The sequence below is a fragment of the Moraxella nasicaprae genome, assembly GCF_025643275.1.
In the GTDB taxonomy this organism is placed as follows: Bacteria; Pseudomonadota; Gammaproteobacteria; order Pseudomonadales; family Moraxellaceae; genus Moraxella; species Moraxella nasicaprae.
This window is the reverse complement of sequence record NZ_CP089977.1, coordinates 560,835-574,187: the sequence shown is the minus strand read 5'-3', so window position 1 is coordinate 574,187 and position 13,353 is coordinate 560,835. Positions and strand designations below refer to the sequence as shown.

Genomic DNA, 13,353 nt, shown 5'->3' with positions numbered 1-13,353 from the left:
GGATTTTTGGGGAATTGCGAGCATAGGGCTTATTTTGGCAGAGGTGATAATGATGAATACGCTGTCTAAAATGGGTGGGCATTAGCTTGGTAAGCATCGCTTGGATTATGTGAAATAAGCAAGTGATGCTTTCTTTGTGTTTAAAAAAACCAGCCTATCCAAATTGGGTATTCTAAATTTGGCGTTCTAATTGCGATAATAGCTCTCTTAATCCTTTATCCAGCCCCTGTAACACCTCATCAGGCATATCAGCAAGCAAATCTTTTTCACCTGTAATATGCACAAAAAACACTTTATCTACCAATATCTTACCCTCATCAGTCAGTTGTACCAGAAGACTTCGGTTATCATCAGGATTGGGCAGACGCTTTATTAACTCTTTATTTTGTAAATGTTTTAGGCGGTTAGTGATGGTACCTGAGCTAATCATCAAAGTAGAATACAACTGGGTCGGCGTGAGTGTGTATGGCTCACCTGACCGTCTTAGGGCTGCCAAAACATCAAATTCGCCATAATTTAAGTCAAAGGCATCAAATTGTGTCAAAAGCATATTGTCCAACAGGGAGACACAGCGTTTTAATCGTCCTAAAATGCCCATCGCTTGCAAAGGTAAATCATCATGCTGGCGTTGCCATTGAGCCAAAATCATATCCACCTTATCGAGCATCAAGCCATCAATATCAGATAGGTTCATTATTTTGTCCTATTTTTAAGCGTAATTGTTCTTGACCAACCGTCATTTTGGCAAATTGATTAGCAATGCGTCCAGAGCGATTGCCTTGTTGGGTGGCGTATTGCAAAGCCAGTAGGCGAACGCTTTCCCAATCTTGGCTTTTTTGCCAGCCATAATGGTCAAGCCAAAACTGCACCGTGTTTAGATATTCGTCTTGGCTAAACCCATAAAAATGAATGTGCAGACCAAAGCGGTCAGCCAGAGAGGTTTTTTGTTCAATGGTATCACTGTGGCGAAGTTCGCCGTTGTTGTCTGTGTACAATTCATTGTTATCACGGCTGTACTCTACCACCATCTGCTTACGGTTAGAAGTGGCATAAATCAAGGTGTTGTCCGCCCCTGCTGATAGTGAGCCGTCCAGTACCGTTTTGAGGGTGGCATAACTGGCATCACCTGCTTCAAATGCCAAATCATCACAAAAAATCAGATATTTGTCAGTGCGGTTTTGGAGCATCGTAACGATTTTGGGGAGGTCATCTAAGTATTTTTTGTCCAGCTCAATCAAGCGTAACCCTAAGTGGGCAAAAGATTTTAGGCAGGCTTTAACGATAGACGATTTGCCTGTCCCTCTTGCTCCTGTCAAAAGCACATTATTTGCTAAAAAGCCGTGAGCAAAGGCTTCAGTGTTTTTGCGTACTTTGTCAAGCTGGCTGTCAATATTGCACAAGCTGTCAAAATCAATCAAATTGGGTTTGTGGATAGGCATAAAATACGCTTGTGTACCATCTTTTTCAAAGCGAAAGGCAATAGCAGTGTCTAGAACTGATAAATCAGTTTCTTGCGATTTAGCAAGGCGTTCAACGGCTTGGGTGAGTTTTTGTAGTTCAATGAGCAGTGCATCTGCGTGGGGAATCTGAGTCATGGTGTGGCTTCCAAAAACGATAATTTGTCTTGATATTAAAATAGGCTCTAGACTAGCAACCCAACCTATGCTAGACCAGAAATATGAAATATAACAGTAAGTTAAGTGTCTATAAACTAAAAGAAAATCATAAAATGCTTTTGTATTGACATAGACGCAACAAGAACAGCACTTTTGCTTGAATTAAACTGCAACACAATCAATCATTGGTTTGGTATTTTTAGACAAAAAATCTATGAGCATCAAACCAACCAAAACGCTTATTATATGGTGAAATTGAACTGGATGAAAGCTATTTTAGAGCAAAGCACCAACAAGGCTTTCACGGTAAACTCAAAAGAGGTCGTGGCACATTAAAACAACCGGTTTTTGGTATCTTTGAAAGAGACAAAGCAAGTTTATACTAAAAATTGTACCAGACTGCACCAAAGCAACCTTACAAGCTGTGATACTTGGTGAAGTTGATATTCAAAGTGTGATATACTCTGAGGCTTTCGTGGTTATAATGGGCTTGTTGATATGGGTTATGACAAGCATTTTAGAGTAAATCACGGTAACAATGAATTTGCTCACGGCAAGTGTCATATTAACGACATTGAGAGCTTTTGGAGTTTTAGCAAAAGACGACTTGCTAAATTTAACGGTGTTGCTGCCAACTTTGACCTACGCTTAAAAGAATGTGAATGGCGTTGGAACAAAGATGTTGATGAGTTGCAACGCCATTTATGGAGCTTGATTAAGTGAGATTTTTTTAAATTTTGATGGTCTAGAGCCAAGCATTTTTTAACTTAACAAGCCTAAGGCTGATAGAACGACTTGTTCTCACTGACCAGACACAGCTGGCGGTTATGATAGTCAATCAAAGTACTTCCATGCCCCACACTCACGATGATGGCGTGGGGTAGATGGCAGTTTAATAGCTCATACATTCGGCGTTCATTCTGCTCGTCCAATGCAGAAGTCGCCTCGTCCAAGAACACCACATCAGGGGCAACCAATAAGATTCGCACAAAGCCAATCCGATGTATCTGACCAGGGGATAGAATGTGCTGCCAATCTGCCACTTCATCAAGGCGGTGGACGAAATTATCCAGCCCACACAGGCACATTAGCCTGATTAGCGTGTCATCATCTGCCTGCAAGACAGGATAACAAACCACCGCACGCAAACTCCCCTGTGGCGTATAACTTCGCTGCGGCACAAACCAAAGCTTAAGACCCATCGCAATGTCAATCGCCCCCACCATCGGCAAGGGATATAAGCCTGCAATCGCACGGAGTAGGCTACTTTTGCCAATGCCTGACTCACCCATTATCAGTAACCTATCGCCACGACCAAGCGAGACACTGACAGGGGAAAACAGCAGTCCGCCCTCTACTTTGGTTAGCCCTACTTGGTTTAAGCAAAGCTGTGCCGACTGCTCTTGTGGGGTGGTAGCACTGATGGTCGGTGCTGGCGTATCTGTTGGATTATTTGGTTGCGTGTGGTTGGGCTGTTTGTTATCCAGCTCATCTATCGCCTGCAAAAAGCTCTGTAAGCGGTTTATCCTTGCCTGATACAGCGTAAACTGCTCATAAAACAGGCGGAAAAAGGACAAGGCAGTCATCAAACGATTAAAGGACTGCACCGTCTGATGCACATCACCAAGCTTAATCTCGCCTGCAAAAAAACGGGGCGCTTGCAGCATAATCGGCAACAGTTTGGATAGCTGAGTGACGCCAGAGTTAAAACCATCAAGCATTAAGGATTGTTTGATGATTGCCCAGCGGTTCTTGATAATTGCCGAAAATCGCTGCGTTAAAGTTATTTTTTCTTGTTGTTCGCCTTGATAAAAGGCAATGCTTTCGCTATGGTTACGAACTTGAATGAGTGCATAACGATAGTCGCCGTGTTTTTTTCTTTATTAAAATTCAGACGAATCAAAGGCTTACCAATCCACATAGACATCACCGTGGCGATAAGAATAAAGACATAAAGCAAAAACACCACCCCTTTTGGAATACTAAGCCCAAGCAGCACCAGCACCCCAGACAGCTGCCACAGAATCAGTGTGAATTCAATGGATGACAGCACCGAATTCATCATACCTCTGACCAGTGCTACCGTATCTGAAATAAAGGCGGTCGCGTCCTGTTCTATCCTTTGGTCTATGTTATCAAGTGTGCGTTCATTACCAACCGATAGATTGCTATTAAAGGCATTCTGTAAGCGGTAGTAGTTGTGGTTACTAAGCCAGCGGGTCAAGAGGTGGGCGTTTAGTTTTTCTAGCCAATGAATTTCAAATTTCTGCCCCAAAAAACTGTCCACAATCTCTTGGATTACTCTAAGTGCAACAATGCCAGCATTGATAAGTGCAAAAAACCAAAAAGCCTGCCAATCCATCTCTTGCAAGGCATCATACAATCCCTTATAAAAAAAGGTATTGAGTACACTGATACGCACTTCTAGCAGCACAAAAGCCACCAGCAGCCCAACCATCAGCAAGGTCTTAAAAGTACTTGCAAGGCTTAGACAAGGCTTGGTAATCTGCCAAAACTTTCGTCCAATCTTAGTCTGCGTAATCAGTATCGCCCCACTTAGCCACAAGATAAGGCACGACCAAAAAAAGGCCTGAACAAACCAAAGTCCAGAACCGCTCAACTCACTTTGCCAATTCATAAAAGATTACACCGTTTTTGGCTATGCACACAATAAAGAACCGCTTGTGGCACAAACGGTTCTTGCTAGGATTAAAATTCAAAGGTATAGCTTAGGTTATAATTGCGTCCACGCCCACTAGAATAGCGAGTGGTATCACTTCTATCGTCCACCAAAACGGTCTGGCTGATAAAGTTCTGGTAGTCGGTGTTCAAAAGATTATTAACCCCAAAGCCAATCACACCCTTACCAAAGCGGTGCGACACAGGCTGACGATAGCCAAAATCCACGAGCGTATAGCCATCAAATTTTGACTGAACACCTGCGGCAATATCGGGATACTTGCGGTCAAACAGATGAGTAGCGGTCAGGCTCATACTGCCTTGGTTGGCTAAGGTGTGCGTATAGCCCAAAGATAGCTTGTTGGGGCTAATGTTGCGAGCAGGCATATCCACCATCACGCCATTGTTATTGGCATCGTATTTGCCTTGGGTGTGGGCAAAGCTTGCTGTGAAATGGTGGCTTTTGTTTGGGCGGTAACCCAAGGACACTTCTCCACCCTTAATATCCGTCTCGCTACGCACGGCACGATAGCCTTGCACAGCAGGCACATATTCTAAGGTAGAACCCAAGTCTGATTTAGATTGATACACACTCAAGTCCGCTGTCAGTTTTTCGCCAGAAAATCTTAGTCCTGCCTCCATATTGTCGGTAACAATGGGCGACAGCTCAATGTTCTCCACGCTTTGATTGAGTGCCGTAATCGCTCTTAAGGCACCCCCAACATCAGGCATACCCAGACCTTGAGAGTAGCTGGCAAAAGCTTGTAGCTTGGGCGTTAGGTCAAATGTCAAGCCTGCACTTGGCAATGCCTTGTCAAACGACACCTCACCGCCTTGGACAAAGGTTGGGGTGTAGCGACGCGCACCAAAGCTGTTGGCACGGGTATAGCCTGCTAGCGTATAATAATCATCAACCGAAAGCTTGCCGTATTCGTATCTCACACCTGCATTCAAAGACAGACGCTCTGTTAAGCTTAGCCTTGCCTGTGCAAAGGGAGCCAGATTCTGATAGCTCATCTTTGGCGTCCACGAACGGTTGTAGCGAATGAGTCGCTGTTCGGTATCGTCTTGAAGCACATCAAGCCCTGCGGTCAAGGACAGTCTGTCCTGCCAGAGATTGTCTTTATTGTAGGTGGTTTTTAGACCAAGCTTTTGAGATTCAATTTGCGACTGGTCAATGAGCTGACCCACAGGGGCAAGTGCTGGGTCTTGATAATTGGCAGCAGCATTAGAACCATAACGAGCAGTAAAGTCTTGGTAATAGCCCTATGCTGTCAGTCGTCCGCTCAAAAAATCATCGTCTTGATAAACAACATTGGCGGTTAGCACCTTATTATACGGGTCTAGCCCGTCGGGTGCACCTGTCCGCTTGACGCTGGTATCGGTGCGTTTTATGGCACGGTTTCTTTGGCTGCTGTCATTGACATATTCTTGTGAGCCTTCCAAAAAATAATGATTGACGCTGGCACTTAGGCGTTTGTTGTCATCAAAGGCATAGCCGACTTTCGCTAACACATCATAATGACTGGCATTCATCACATCGCCTTGATTGCCATAAGTGCCGACAAGGCGGTCATCAGCCCCATAGTACATACCTTCCTTGCCATATTTGAGTGCCACAAGTCCGTCCAGTTTTTCGCCACCAAAGCTCGCCTGATAACGCACATCACCGCCCAAGCCCTCGCCTTCAAAGTTTTTGGCAGTATTGACACCGATGCTTAGGCTCTGCTTTAGACCATCGCCACGATTCTTTTTGGTAATAAAGTTGATGATACCACCTGTCGCCCCCAAGCCGTGCTCAGAGCTTGCCCCATAGATGACCTCTATCCGCTCCACCATAGACAAATCAATGGTGCGGTTCTCACGGCTACCGTCTCTTAAAGGATTGGACTGTGGCACGCCATCAATCATAAATAACACTTCCCGCCCACGAAAACTCTCGGACACCGACCCCATATTCCCTGTCGGTGGTGCGTAGCCGGGAATCAGTTTAAACAGTGCTTGCGACATATCATCGCCCGCCAACAGCTGGTTATCTATGGTCTGCCTGTCAATGATAAGCACCTTTTGGGCAGATTCATTGAGCTTGGTATTGGCACGAGTGGCGGTAATGGTCAATTCGCCCAAATCCACTACTGGGCTGCTATCAAGAGCCGCAGTCTCGGTATGGGTATCAGCATAGCTGATTGCAGAGATAGACAAGGCTAGTGGCGACACCCAAAAGGATTTAAGCCAAGGTTTGGTTGTCAGTGTTTTGGTGATAAAGTTAGACATAAGTATTTACTCAAGATTGATAGGGACATACGAGCGTATGCCGGCTTAGCTATGGCTTGTCGCTCAATTTCCAAACAAAGCACGCCCACACCATCGCTATACAATAAAAAATTCGCCAAACAGCGAATCAAATATAGCCCGCAAGACAGTGCAATACAAACCACTAAATCCAATCTAAAAAATACCCTTGGCATTTTTTGGCGATTTTCACACAATCACACCGCATACGATTTAATAATGATTATCAAAATATTATAAATAGTATCTATCATTTCGTCAATAAAAGTTGAATTTAAATAACTTATTCAAATCATTTATCCAAAATATCAAAAACCCCACTTTCATCACAAAAGCGGGGCTATCGCAGTCCACACCCTCACTGACCACCCAACATCTTGAGTGCCAGTACAAAGAGTGGCCCAATGCACACCAAACGCCGTCGCCCCAAATGCTATCCACTATGGCGAGCTGGTATGCTAGGCAAAATCTCATCACACCAAGAGAATTGACACAGCCGAAGTCAAGGATTTGGTACAAGCCTTTGCCGATTTAGTCAAACGAGCGGTGGAGGCAGGTTTTGATATCATTGAACTGCACCAAACAACTTTTCAAGCAGCCCAAAAATCCCAATTATCATTTTTAATAATACCCAATCATCAAAATTCTCAATTTTTCACAATATCTAAACCAAGGTATAATAAACAAATTTCAACCGCTTTTACCCAATTTTGGAGCATTTTATGACCTTTTTCAACAAAGACGATATTTTAAACGCATTTCATTACCGTGCCTCCACTCGCTCGTACGATGGCAATAAGAAAATCAGTGATGACGATTTTCACGCCATTTTGGAAATGGGGCGACTCTCCCCAAGCTCGGTAGGCTCTGAGCCTTGGCAATTTTTGGTATTGCAAAATGCCAATTTACGCCAAAAATTAAAACCTTACTGCTGGGGTATTCCCACGATGGAAACTTCAAGTCATATTGTGGCGATTTTGGCAAAGAAAAACGCCCGCTATGACACGCCTTATTTTGGGCAGATTATGGACAGGCGGGGCTTAACTGGCGAGGCTCGTGAAAAAGCGTTGGCGGTGTACAAAAAATTCCAAACAGAAGACATTGCCATTTTGGAGAATGATCGCAGTCTATACGATTGGGCAAGCAAACAAACTTACATCGCCCTTGCCAATATGATGACGGGGGCGGCGATGATGGGTATTGATTCTTGTCCGATTGAAGGTTTTGCCTACAAAGAAGTCAATGACATCTTGGCAAATGAAGGCTTGTTTGACCCTGCCGAGTGGGCGGTGTCGGTGATGGTAACTTTTGGCTATCGTGATAAAGACATCAAGCCAAAGGCACGCAAAGCCTTTGATGAAGTGGTGAAATTTGTGGAATAAAATAAAAACACCGTTTGAGGCATTCAAGCGGTGTTTTTTTATTGTCTTAGGCTGTCAAAAAAACTTAACCTTGGCTCGCCAAAATACCATTGAGATTATTTTCAAGCCAATCCACCAACGCATCAATTTTTTGTGCTGCCTGCCGCCCATATTCGGTCAAAGTATAATCGGTATGCGGTGGCACGGTGTTGTAGGATTTGCGAATCAGCATGCCATCTTTCTCTAATTGCTTTAAAGTCTCCGATAACATTCGTTCACTCACGCCTTCAATTTCACGGCGAATCTCACTAAACCGCTTTGTACCGTCAAGTAGCACAATCATCACAAGCACGCCCCAACGGCTGGTTAAGTGATTTAAAATCAAACGGCTGGGACAATCTTTGGACAATACTCGTCCTTTGTCAAAGTCTCTCATTGATAAACCCTTGAAAATCAACTGGTTAAAAAATAATTTTATACTTACAAATTTGTAAGTACTTCTATATTTAAATTAAGGGGGTATAATACCTTTCATCAGCTTAAAAATCAATATTCATCATTGTGGAGACAAAATGAAAAAACTTATCCTATCTGTCCTAGTGGCAAACGTGGCTTTGACAGGCTGTCAGACGGTGTCTAATGTCGCCAATCCAGCCAAAGCCAGCGTATCTACCGCACAAAGCAAAACCGAACGCAACAAAGCCAATGCCATTGCATTTTATGAAATGGCATTTAATCAGCACAAAGTTGCCGAAGCCACAGCCAAATATGTGGGAGATACCTATTTGCAACACAATCCAACCGTAGGGGACGGTGGTCAAGCCTTTATTGATGCTTTTGTGCCATTTTTAAAACAGCACCCCAAATCGTCTGCCAAAATCCACCGTGTGATTGCCGAAGGTGATTTGGTGGTGTTGCACGTTCATAGCCAGCTTGATGAAAATGATAGGGGCGAAGCGGTGGTGGATATTTTCCGTTTTGACGACAACGGCAAAATCGTTGAGCATTGGGATACCATTCAAGCCGTACCCGAAAAAACCGTGAGCGGGCGTTCGATGTTTTAATTTATTGATTGATAAGGAGTTTTTATGTCCAATATTTTGGTTATTTCTGCCCACCAAGATTTAAATACTTCGGTCAGCAACAAGCTGATATTAAATGAATTGCAAAACCATTTTGGCGATAAAATCAGCGTTCGCCGTCTGTCTGATTTATACCCTGATTATCAAATTGATGTTAAGGCAGAGCAGGACGCCTTGATTGGGGCGGATGTGGTGCTACTACAATACCCCACCTTTTGGTTTAATACCCCTGCCATTTTAAAAAAATGGCTGGACGATGTGTGGCTGTATGGCTTTGCCTATGGTGAGGGTGGTGATAAACTGCACGGCAAAAAATTTCTTGTTTCTACCACCACAGGCTCAGGCGAAAATACCTACAATGGGCAGATTGTGGCGACCATTGATGATTTGGTCAAACCTGTTAAGCATTCTGCACTTTATGCAGGTTTTGACTGGCAGGGCGTGTATCCTTTGTATGGGGCTTTGTATATACAAGGCGTGCATAATGATGAGCATTTGGCACAATTACAAAATAATGCCAAAAATCATAGCAACACTTTGATTGAAAAATTAGAAGCATTACTTTGATTTTAAATGATAAAACACCGTTTGAGGCATTCAAGCGGTGTTTTTTATTAAAAATAATTTGGCGGATTGTTATTGAGGCTTTATTGGTGATTTTTAAACAACTAATTGCCCAAAAATTGCCATAAAATCATCAAAATATGCTATGCTAGTTAGTTTGTATTTCAAATGATTTTGATAAAACTATGAAACAATCAACCGCATTGGCAATCCTAAAAACAGGGCAGAATGTTTTTTTGACAGGGCAGGCAGGGGCAGGCAAAACCTATGTGCTAAATCAGTACATCAATTATCTAAAAGCACGCCAAGTTCCGATTGCCATTACTGCCAGCACAGGCATTGCTGCTACACACATGGGCGGTGTAACGATTCATTCGTGGTCAGGCATCGGTATTCAAAATGACATTGAAAAAATCAATTTATCAAGACTAAAAGAGAAAGATGGTTTTGTTGATAAACTCAAAAATACCAGAGTGCTGATTGTCGATGAAATCTCAATGCTTCATCTCAAACAAGTTGATACCATCGATGCGGTTTTGCGACATTTTATTGACCCAAACTTACCATTTGGTGGTTTGCAAGTGGTGTTTTCTGGTGACTTTTTTCAGTTGCCACCTGTGGGCGAAAAAGGCGAGACTTCCAAAGAAAAATACGCTTTTATGTCTAAGGCGTGGATTGACTGCAATTTTCAAATTTGTTATTTGAGCGAGCAACATCGCCAAGATGACAGCCGTGCCAATCAAGATGAGCTAAGCCTGACTGATATTCTAAATCAGATTCGTAGTCAGACGGTCAGCTGGGCAGCGATTGATAGGCTTAAAGCCACACAAAATAACCAAGTGCAGGCACATCGCACCAGATTGTACACGCATAACATCGATGTGGATCGCATCAATGATGATGAGCTGGTTACTTTGTCGGGCAAAAGCGTGTGCTTTAAAGCGGTGGTGTCTGGCGACAAAGCCTTGATAGAAATGCTTTTAAAAGGCGTGCGAGCACCGCAAGAGCTGACTCTAAAAGTCGGTGCCAAAGTCATGTTTGTCAAAAATATGCCAAACTTGGGTGTTTATAATGGCACGATGGGCGTGGTGGCGTATTTTGTTGGGGCTGGCGGTCAAAAATATGATGGCAGTAGTGACATTCCTGCCTCTGCCTATCCTGTGGTACGCCTCAATAATGGTGGTGAGGTCAATGCAACGCCAGAAGACTGGACCATCGAGGACGCTGACGGTGGTGTTTTGGCAAGTTTAAGCCAAGTGCCACTTTGTTTGGCGTGGGCAATCACCATTCATAAATCACAGGGCATGACCTTAGACGCTGCTGAAATTGATTTATCCAAAACCTTTGAAATGGGGCAAGGCTATGTGGCATTGTCTCGTCTAAAATCATTGGACGGTCTAAAACTGCTGGGATTAAATACCAAAAGTTTATTGTTAGATGAGTGGGTGCAAAGGGTGGATAGGCGACTGCTTGAACTTTCTGATGAACAAGAACAGCAGTTTTTGGCATTGGACGACAAGACAGTGACGGACATTCATCAAGCCTTCATTAAAGTCTGCGGTGGTCTTGATGATGTCAAGAAAATCTCTTTAAATGAACAAATCATCGTCAAGCAAACACATCAAAAACGACAGCAAGAACAACAACATCACGATGGATTTCATGATGGCGTGCGTGAAACTTTATCCTTGGTCAAAGAGGGTCTTAGCATCAGTCAAATCGCACAAAAAAGAGCCTATGCTGAATCTACCATCATCGGACATCTAGATAAGATTGTTGCCAAGATGCCACAGCTTGATTATTCAGCAATACGCCCAGAGCAGAGCATCGTTGATGCGGTGAAAGAGGCGTTTGAAAAACTTGACGCACAAGGCGAGTTCATCGAAGGAATCAGGCTAAGACCGATATTTGAAGAGCTGCGTGAAGTGTATAGCTACAATCAAATCAGGCTGGCGTTGGTGTTCATTGATAAATCCAGCCAACAAGCCGATAAGGAGGGCTAACCCATGTCAGCATTGCGTATTGCCATCAATGGTTTTGGGCGGATTGGCAGAAATCTGCTAAGAGCGTATCTTAGCCATGCTCAGCAGTTTGCTGATGTGCAGATTGTTGCCATCAATGATGTGGCGGACAGTGAGGTGTTGCTGCATTTATTTAAATTTGACAGCACGCACGGCAGGCTTGATAAGCTTGGTGTGTCAGCCAATATTGATGCAGATGATTTGTGCTTATCCACAAGCGATGGACAAAAGCGTATTACCATGCTTCATCAAGCCAATCCCGACTGTCTGCCGTGGAAAGAGCTTGGCGTGGATTTGGTGTTAGAATGCACGGGTAAGTTTCGCTCATATCAAGATGCCAGTTTGCACTTGGCGGCAGGAGCAAAACAGGTCATCATTGGTGCGGCTCCATTTGATGAAGTAGATGCCAGTGTGGTGGTGGGTGTGAATGATGAGATACTATCTAGAAAGCTACCCATCATCTCAGGAGTGTCTTGCACCACGCAGGCATTAGTGCCGTTATTGTCCTTGCTTGATGAAAAATATGGCATTGACTGTGCGATGATGACAGAGATTCATGCCTTGACCGCCGACCAAAGTGTGCTTGACCAAGCTCATCGAGACCTAAGACGAGCCAGAGCGGGCAGTCACAACATCATACCGACCACTTCAAGCAGCATCAATGCCACCGAGCGAGTATTGCCACAGATGAAGGGTAAAATCAATGGGCATTCTATCCGAGTGCCGACCATCAATGTGGCAGCCATTGACCTTGCCATCAGTTTTATCAATCAGCCTTCATTGGTGCAGCTACAAGACACACTCAAATCCGCCAGCTATGGCAAACTGGCAGGCGTGATGGGTTATACTGATGAGCCTTTGGTGTCCAGCGATTTTATTGGCGATGCTCGCTCGCTCATTATTGATGGACAGCAGACGATGCAATCTGGCAGCTTATTCAAAGTATATGCATGGTACGATAATGAATGGGGCTATGCCAACCGCTTGCTGGATATGTGCCAACTGCTCGCCCAGCGATAAAAAAACCACCCAATAATGGGTGGTGGATAATTTAAAATTCTGCTAAGCAAGACTGCAACTCTTGTTTAAAAGTGCTATCCCATTCGGCTTGATAATAATCATCAATCACATAACGACCATTTTCTTGAATAAGTGTAAAGTAAACGGTTTGTGTAGAAGATGAAGGATAGCCCTTAAAACTTACTGCAATATCGCCATTTGATAAGGCTTTATATTTCGCGGTTTTTCGTATATGACTAACTGAAAAATCTGTACCCGCGATATGACCATCAATACAGATTGCCTCTTGTAGTTGATTTTCCAATTTATAGTTGAGTGTCATTACGGATCTTAATGATCTGCTGGCATATTTAATCAAGTTGTCATTGTGGACATTTGCCATCACTTTTTTCACCACAGCGATTTTGGCGGCGGCGGTGCTGTTTGATGATTCGGCAAGGGCATTGCCCGAATAAATGACCAATGCTCCACACAGGACGGCTTTAATGGTGGTATTCATCTTAATCCTTAATATTTAGTTGATTGGTTTGTTTATTATTGCATAAAATTTCAAAAAAACAATCTCATCAGTGAATTTTTGTAAAAATAAAAAACACGCCAAGAATTCTCTTAGCGTGTTTTTTAGAATATTGGCACTCCATAGGGGATTCGAACCCCTGTTACCGCCGTGAAAGGGCGGTGTCCTAGGCCTCTAGACGAATGGAGCACAGGACTTGCA

General features: G+C 43.6%; 13 protein-coding genes, 1 tRNA gene and 2 pseudogenes. 7 read left to right on the top strand and 9 right to left on the bottom strand.

Annotated elements, in window-relative coordinates; translation table 11 throughout:
* Window positions 1-172: 172 nt before the first annotated feature.
* Together LU297_RS02655 and LU297_RS02650 are read right to left on the bottom strand one after the other, a co-directional pair.
* Window positions 173-694, bottom strand: coding sequence for a MarR family winged helix-turn-helix transcriptional regulator (locus tag LU297_RS02655; RefSeq protein ID WP_263076866.1), 522 nt, complete (start codon window positions 692-694; stop codon window positions 173-175).
* A complete protein-coding gene (locus tag LU297_RS02650; protein ID WP_263076865.1) occupies window positions 681-1,595 on the bottom strand; it encodes an ATP-binding protein in 915 nt (304 codons plus the stop codon). The genes LU297_RS02655 and LU297_RS02650 overlap by 14 nt, the downstream gene beginning before the upstream one ends.
* An 83-nt stretch (window positions 1,596-1,678) precedes the next feature.
* Between LU297_RS02650 and LU297_RS02645 the strand changes: the two are divergent.
* A pseudogene (locus LU297_RS02645) lies at window positions 1,679-2,339 on the top strand (IS1595 family transposase).
* A gap of 53 nt (window positions 2,340-2,392) precedes the next feature.
* Here the strand turns inward: LU297_RS02645 and LU297_RS02640 are convergent.
* The 4 genes and pseudogenes from LU297_RS02640 to LU297_RS02625 form a co-directional block, all read right to left on the bottom strand.
* The gene (locus LU297_RS02640; RefSeq protein ID WP_263076864.1) at window positions 2,393-3,283 is read right to left on the bottom strand and encodes an ATP-binding cassette domain-containing protein; all 891 of its coding nucleotides are present in this window, start codon (window positions 3,281-3,283) and stop codon (window positions 2,393-2,395) included.
* A 116-nt stretch (window positions 3,284-3,399) separates the two neighbouring features.
* The gene (locus LU297_RS02635; protein WP_263076863.1) at window positions 3,400-4,254 is read right to left on the bottom strand and encodes an SbmA/BacA-like family transporter; all 855 of its coding nucleotides are present in this window, start codon (window positions 4,252-4,254) and stop codon (window positions 3,400-3,402) included.
* Between the two features lie 71 nt (window positions 4,255-4,325).
* Window positions 4,326-5,543: pseudogene (locus tag LU297_RS02630) on the bottom strand (TonB-dependent receptor); the annotation flags it as partial.
* Window positions 5,544-5,561: 18 nt separating this feature from the next.
* Window positions 5,562-6,569, bottom strand: a complete 1,008-nt coding sequence (locus LU297_RS02625; RefSeq protein ID WP_263076862.1) for a TonB-dependent receptor plug domain-containing protein — start codon at window positions 6,567-6,569, stop codon at window positions 5,562-5,564.
* 504 nt (window positions 6,570-7,073) lie between these two features.
* On the opposite strand from LU297_RS02625, the gene LU297_RS10105 reads away from it, so the two are divergent.
* Together LU297_RS10105 and LU297_RS02620 are read left to right on the top strand one after the other, a co-directional pair.
* On the top strand, window positions 7,074-7,313 hold the full coding sequence (locus tag LU297_RS10105) for an oxidoreductase (RefSeq protein ID WP_432806276.1): 240 nt from the start codon (window positions 7,074-7,076) through the stop codon (window positions 7,311-7,313).
* Complete coding sequence (locus LU297_RS02620; protein ID WP_263076861.1) at window positions 7,310-7,969, top strand: NAD(P)H-dependent oxidoreductase; 660 nt, start codon at window positions 7,310-7,312, stop codon at window positions 7,967-7,969. Before LU297_RS10105 ends, LU297_RS02620 begins: the two co-directional genes overlap by 4 nt.
* 64 nt (window positions 7,970-8,033) lie before the next feature.
* On the opposite strand, the gene LU297_RS02615 is transcribed toward LU297_RS02620, so the two are convergent.
* Window positions 8,034-8,384, bottom strand: a complete 351-nt coding sequence (locus LU297_RS02615; protein ID WP_263076860.1) for a winged helix-turn-helix transcriptional regulator — start codon at window positions 8,382-8,384, stop codon at window positions 8,034-8,036.
* 136 nt (window positions 8,385-8,520) lie between these two features.
* On the opposite strand from LU297_RS02615, the gene LU297_RS02610 reads away from it, so the two are divergent.
* The 4 genes from LU297_RS02610 (at window position 8,521) to LU297_RS02595 (ending at window position 12,635) form a co-directional block, all read left to right on the top strand.
* Window positions 8,521-9,012 (top strand): nuclear transport factor 2 family protein, encoded by a 492-nt coding sequence (locus tag LU297_RS02610; RefSeq protein WP_263076859.1) that lies wholly within the window; start codon window positions 8,521-8,523, stop codon window positions 9,010-9,012.
* Window positions 9,013-9,036: 24 nt separating this feature from the next.
* Entirely contained in the window at window positions 9,037-9,597 is a 561-nt protein-coding gene (locus LU297_RS02605; RefSeq protein WP_263076858.1) for an NAD(P)H-dependent oxidoreductase, read from the top strand.
* 158 nt (window positions 9,598-9,755) lie between these two features.
* Window positions 9,756-11,597, top strand: a complete 1,842-nt coding sequence (locus LU297_RS02600) for a helix-turn-helix domain-containing protein (protein WP_263077311.1) — start codon at window positions 9,756-9,758, stop codon at window positions 11,595-11,597.
* A 3-nt stretch (window positions 11,598-11,600) separates the two neighbouring features.
* A complete protein-coding gene (locus LU297_RS02595) occupies window positions 11,601-12,635 on the top strand; it encodes a type I glyceraldehyde-3-phosphate dehydrogenase (protein WP_263076857.1) in 1,035 nt (344 codons plus the stop codon).
* 31 nt (window positions 12,636-12,666) lie between these two features.
* On the opposite strand, the gene LU297_RS02590 is transcribed toward LU297_RS02595, so the two are convergent.
* Complete coding sequence (locus LU297_RS02590; RefSeq protein ID WP_263076856.1) at window positions 12,667-13,134, bottom strand: hypothetical protein; 468 nt, start codon at window positions 13,132-13,134, stop codon at window positions 12,667-12,669.
* A 131-nt stretch (window positions 13,135-13,265) separates the two neighbouring features.
* A tRNA-Glu gene (locus tag LU297_RS02585) sits at window positions 13,266-13,341 on the bottom strand.
* Between the last annotated feature and the right edge of the window lie 12 nt (window positions 13,342-13,353).

Bases quoted from the DNA above. Each gene is read 5' to 3' on its own strand.
- LU297_RS02655 (WP_263076866.1), bottom strand. From the start codon at position 694: ATGAACCTATCTGATATTGATGGCTTGATGCTCGATAAGGTGGATATG.
- LU297_RS02650 (WP_263076865.1), bottom strand. From the start codon at position 1,595: ATGACTCAGATTCCCCACGCAGATGCACTGCTCATTGAACTACAAAAA.
- LU297_RS02640 (WP_263076864.1), bottom strand. From the start codon at position 3,283: ATGCTGCAAGCGCCCCGTTTTTTTGCAGGCGAGATTAAGCTTGGTGAT.
- LU297_RS02635 (WP_263076863.1), bottom strand. From the start codon at position 4,254: ATGAATTGGCAAAGTGAGTTGAGCGGTTCTGGACTTTGGTTTGTTCAG.
- LU297_RS02625 (WP_263076862.1), bottom strand. From the start codon at position 6,569: ATGTCTAACTTTATCACCAAAACACTGACAACCAAACCTTGGCTTAAA.
- LU297_RS02620 (WP_263076861.1), top strand. From the start codon at position 7,310: ATGACCTTTTTCAACAAAGACGATATTTTAAACGCATTTCATTACCGT.
- LU297_RS02615 (WP_263076860.1), bottom strand. From the start codon at position 8,384: ATGAGAGACTTTGACAAAGGACGAGTATTGTCCAAAGATTGTCCCAGC.
- LU297_RS02610 (WP_263076859.1), top strand. From the start codon at position 8,521: ATGAAAAAACTTATCCTATCTGTCCTAGTGGCAAACGTGGCTTTGACA.
- LU297_RS02605 (WP_263076858.1), top strand. From the start codon at position 9,037: ATGTCCAATATTTTGGTTATTTCTGCCCACCAAGATTTAAATACTTCG.
- LU297_RS02595 (WP_263076857.1), top strand. From the start codon at position 11,601: ATGTCAGCATTGCGTATTGCCATCAATGGTTTTGGGCGGATTGGCAGA.
- LU297_RS02590 (WP_263076856.1), bottom strand. From the start codon at position 13,134: ATGAATACCACCATTAAAGCCGTCCTGTGTGGAGCATTGGTCATTTAT.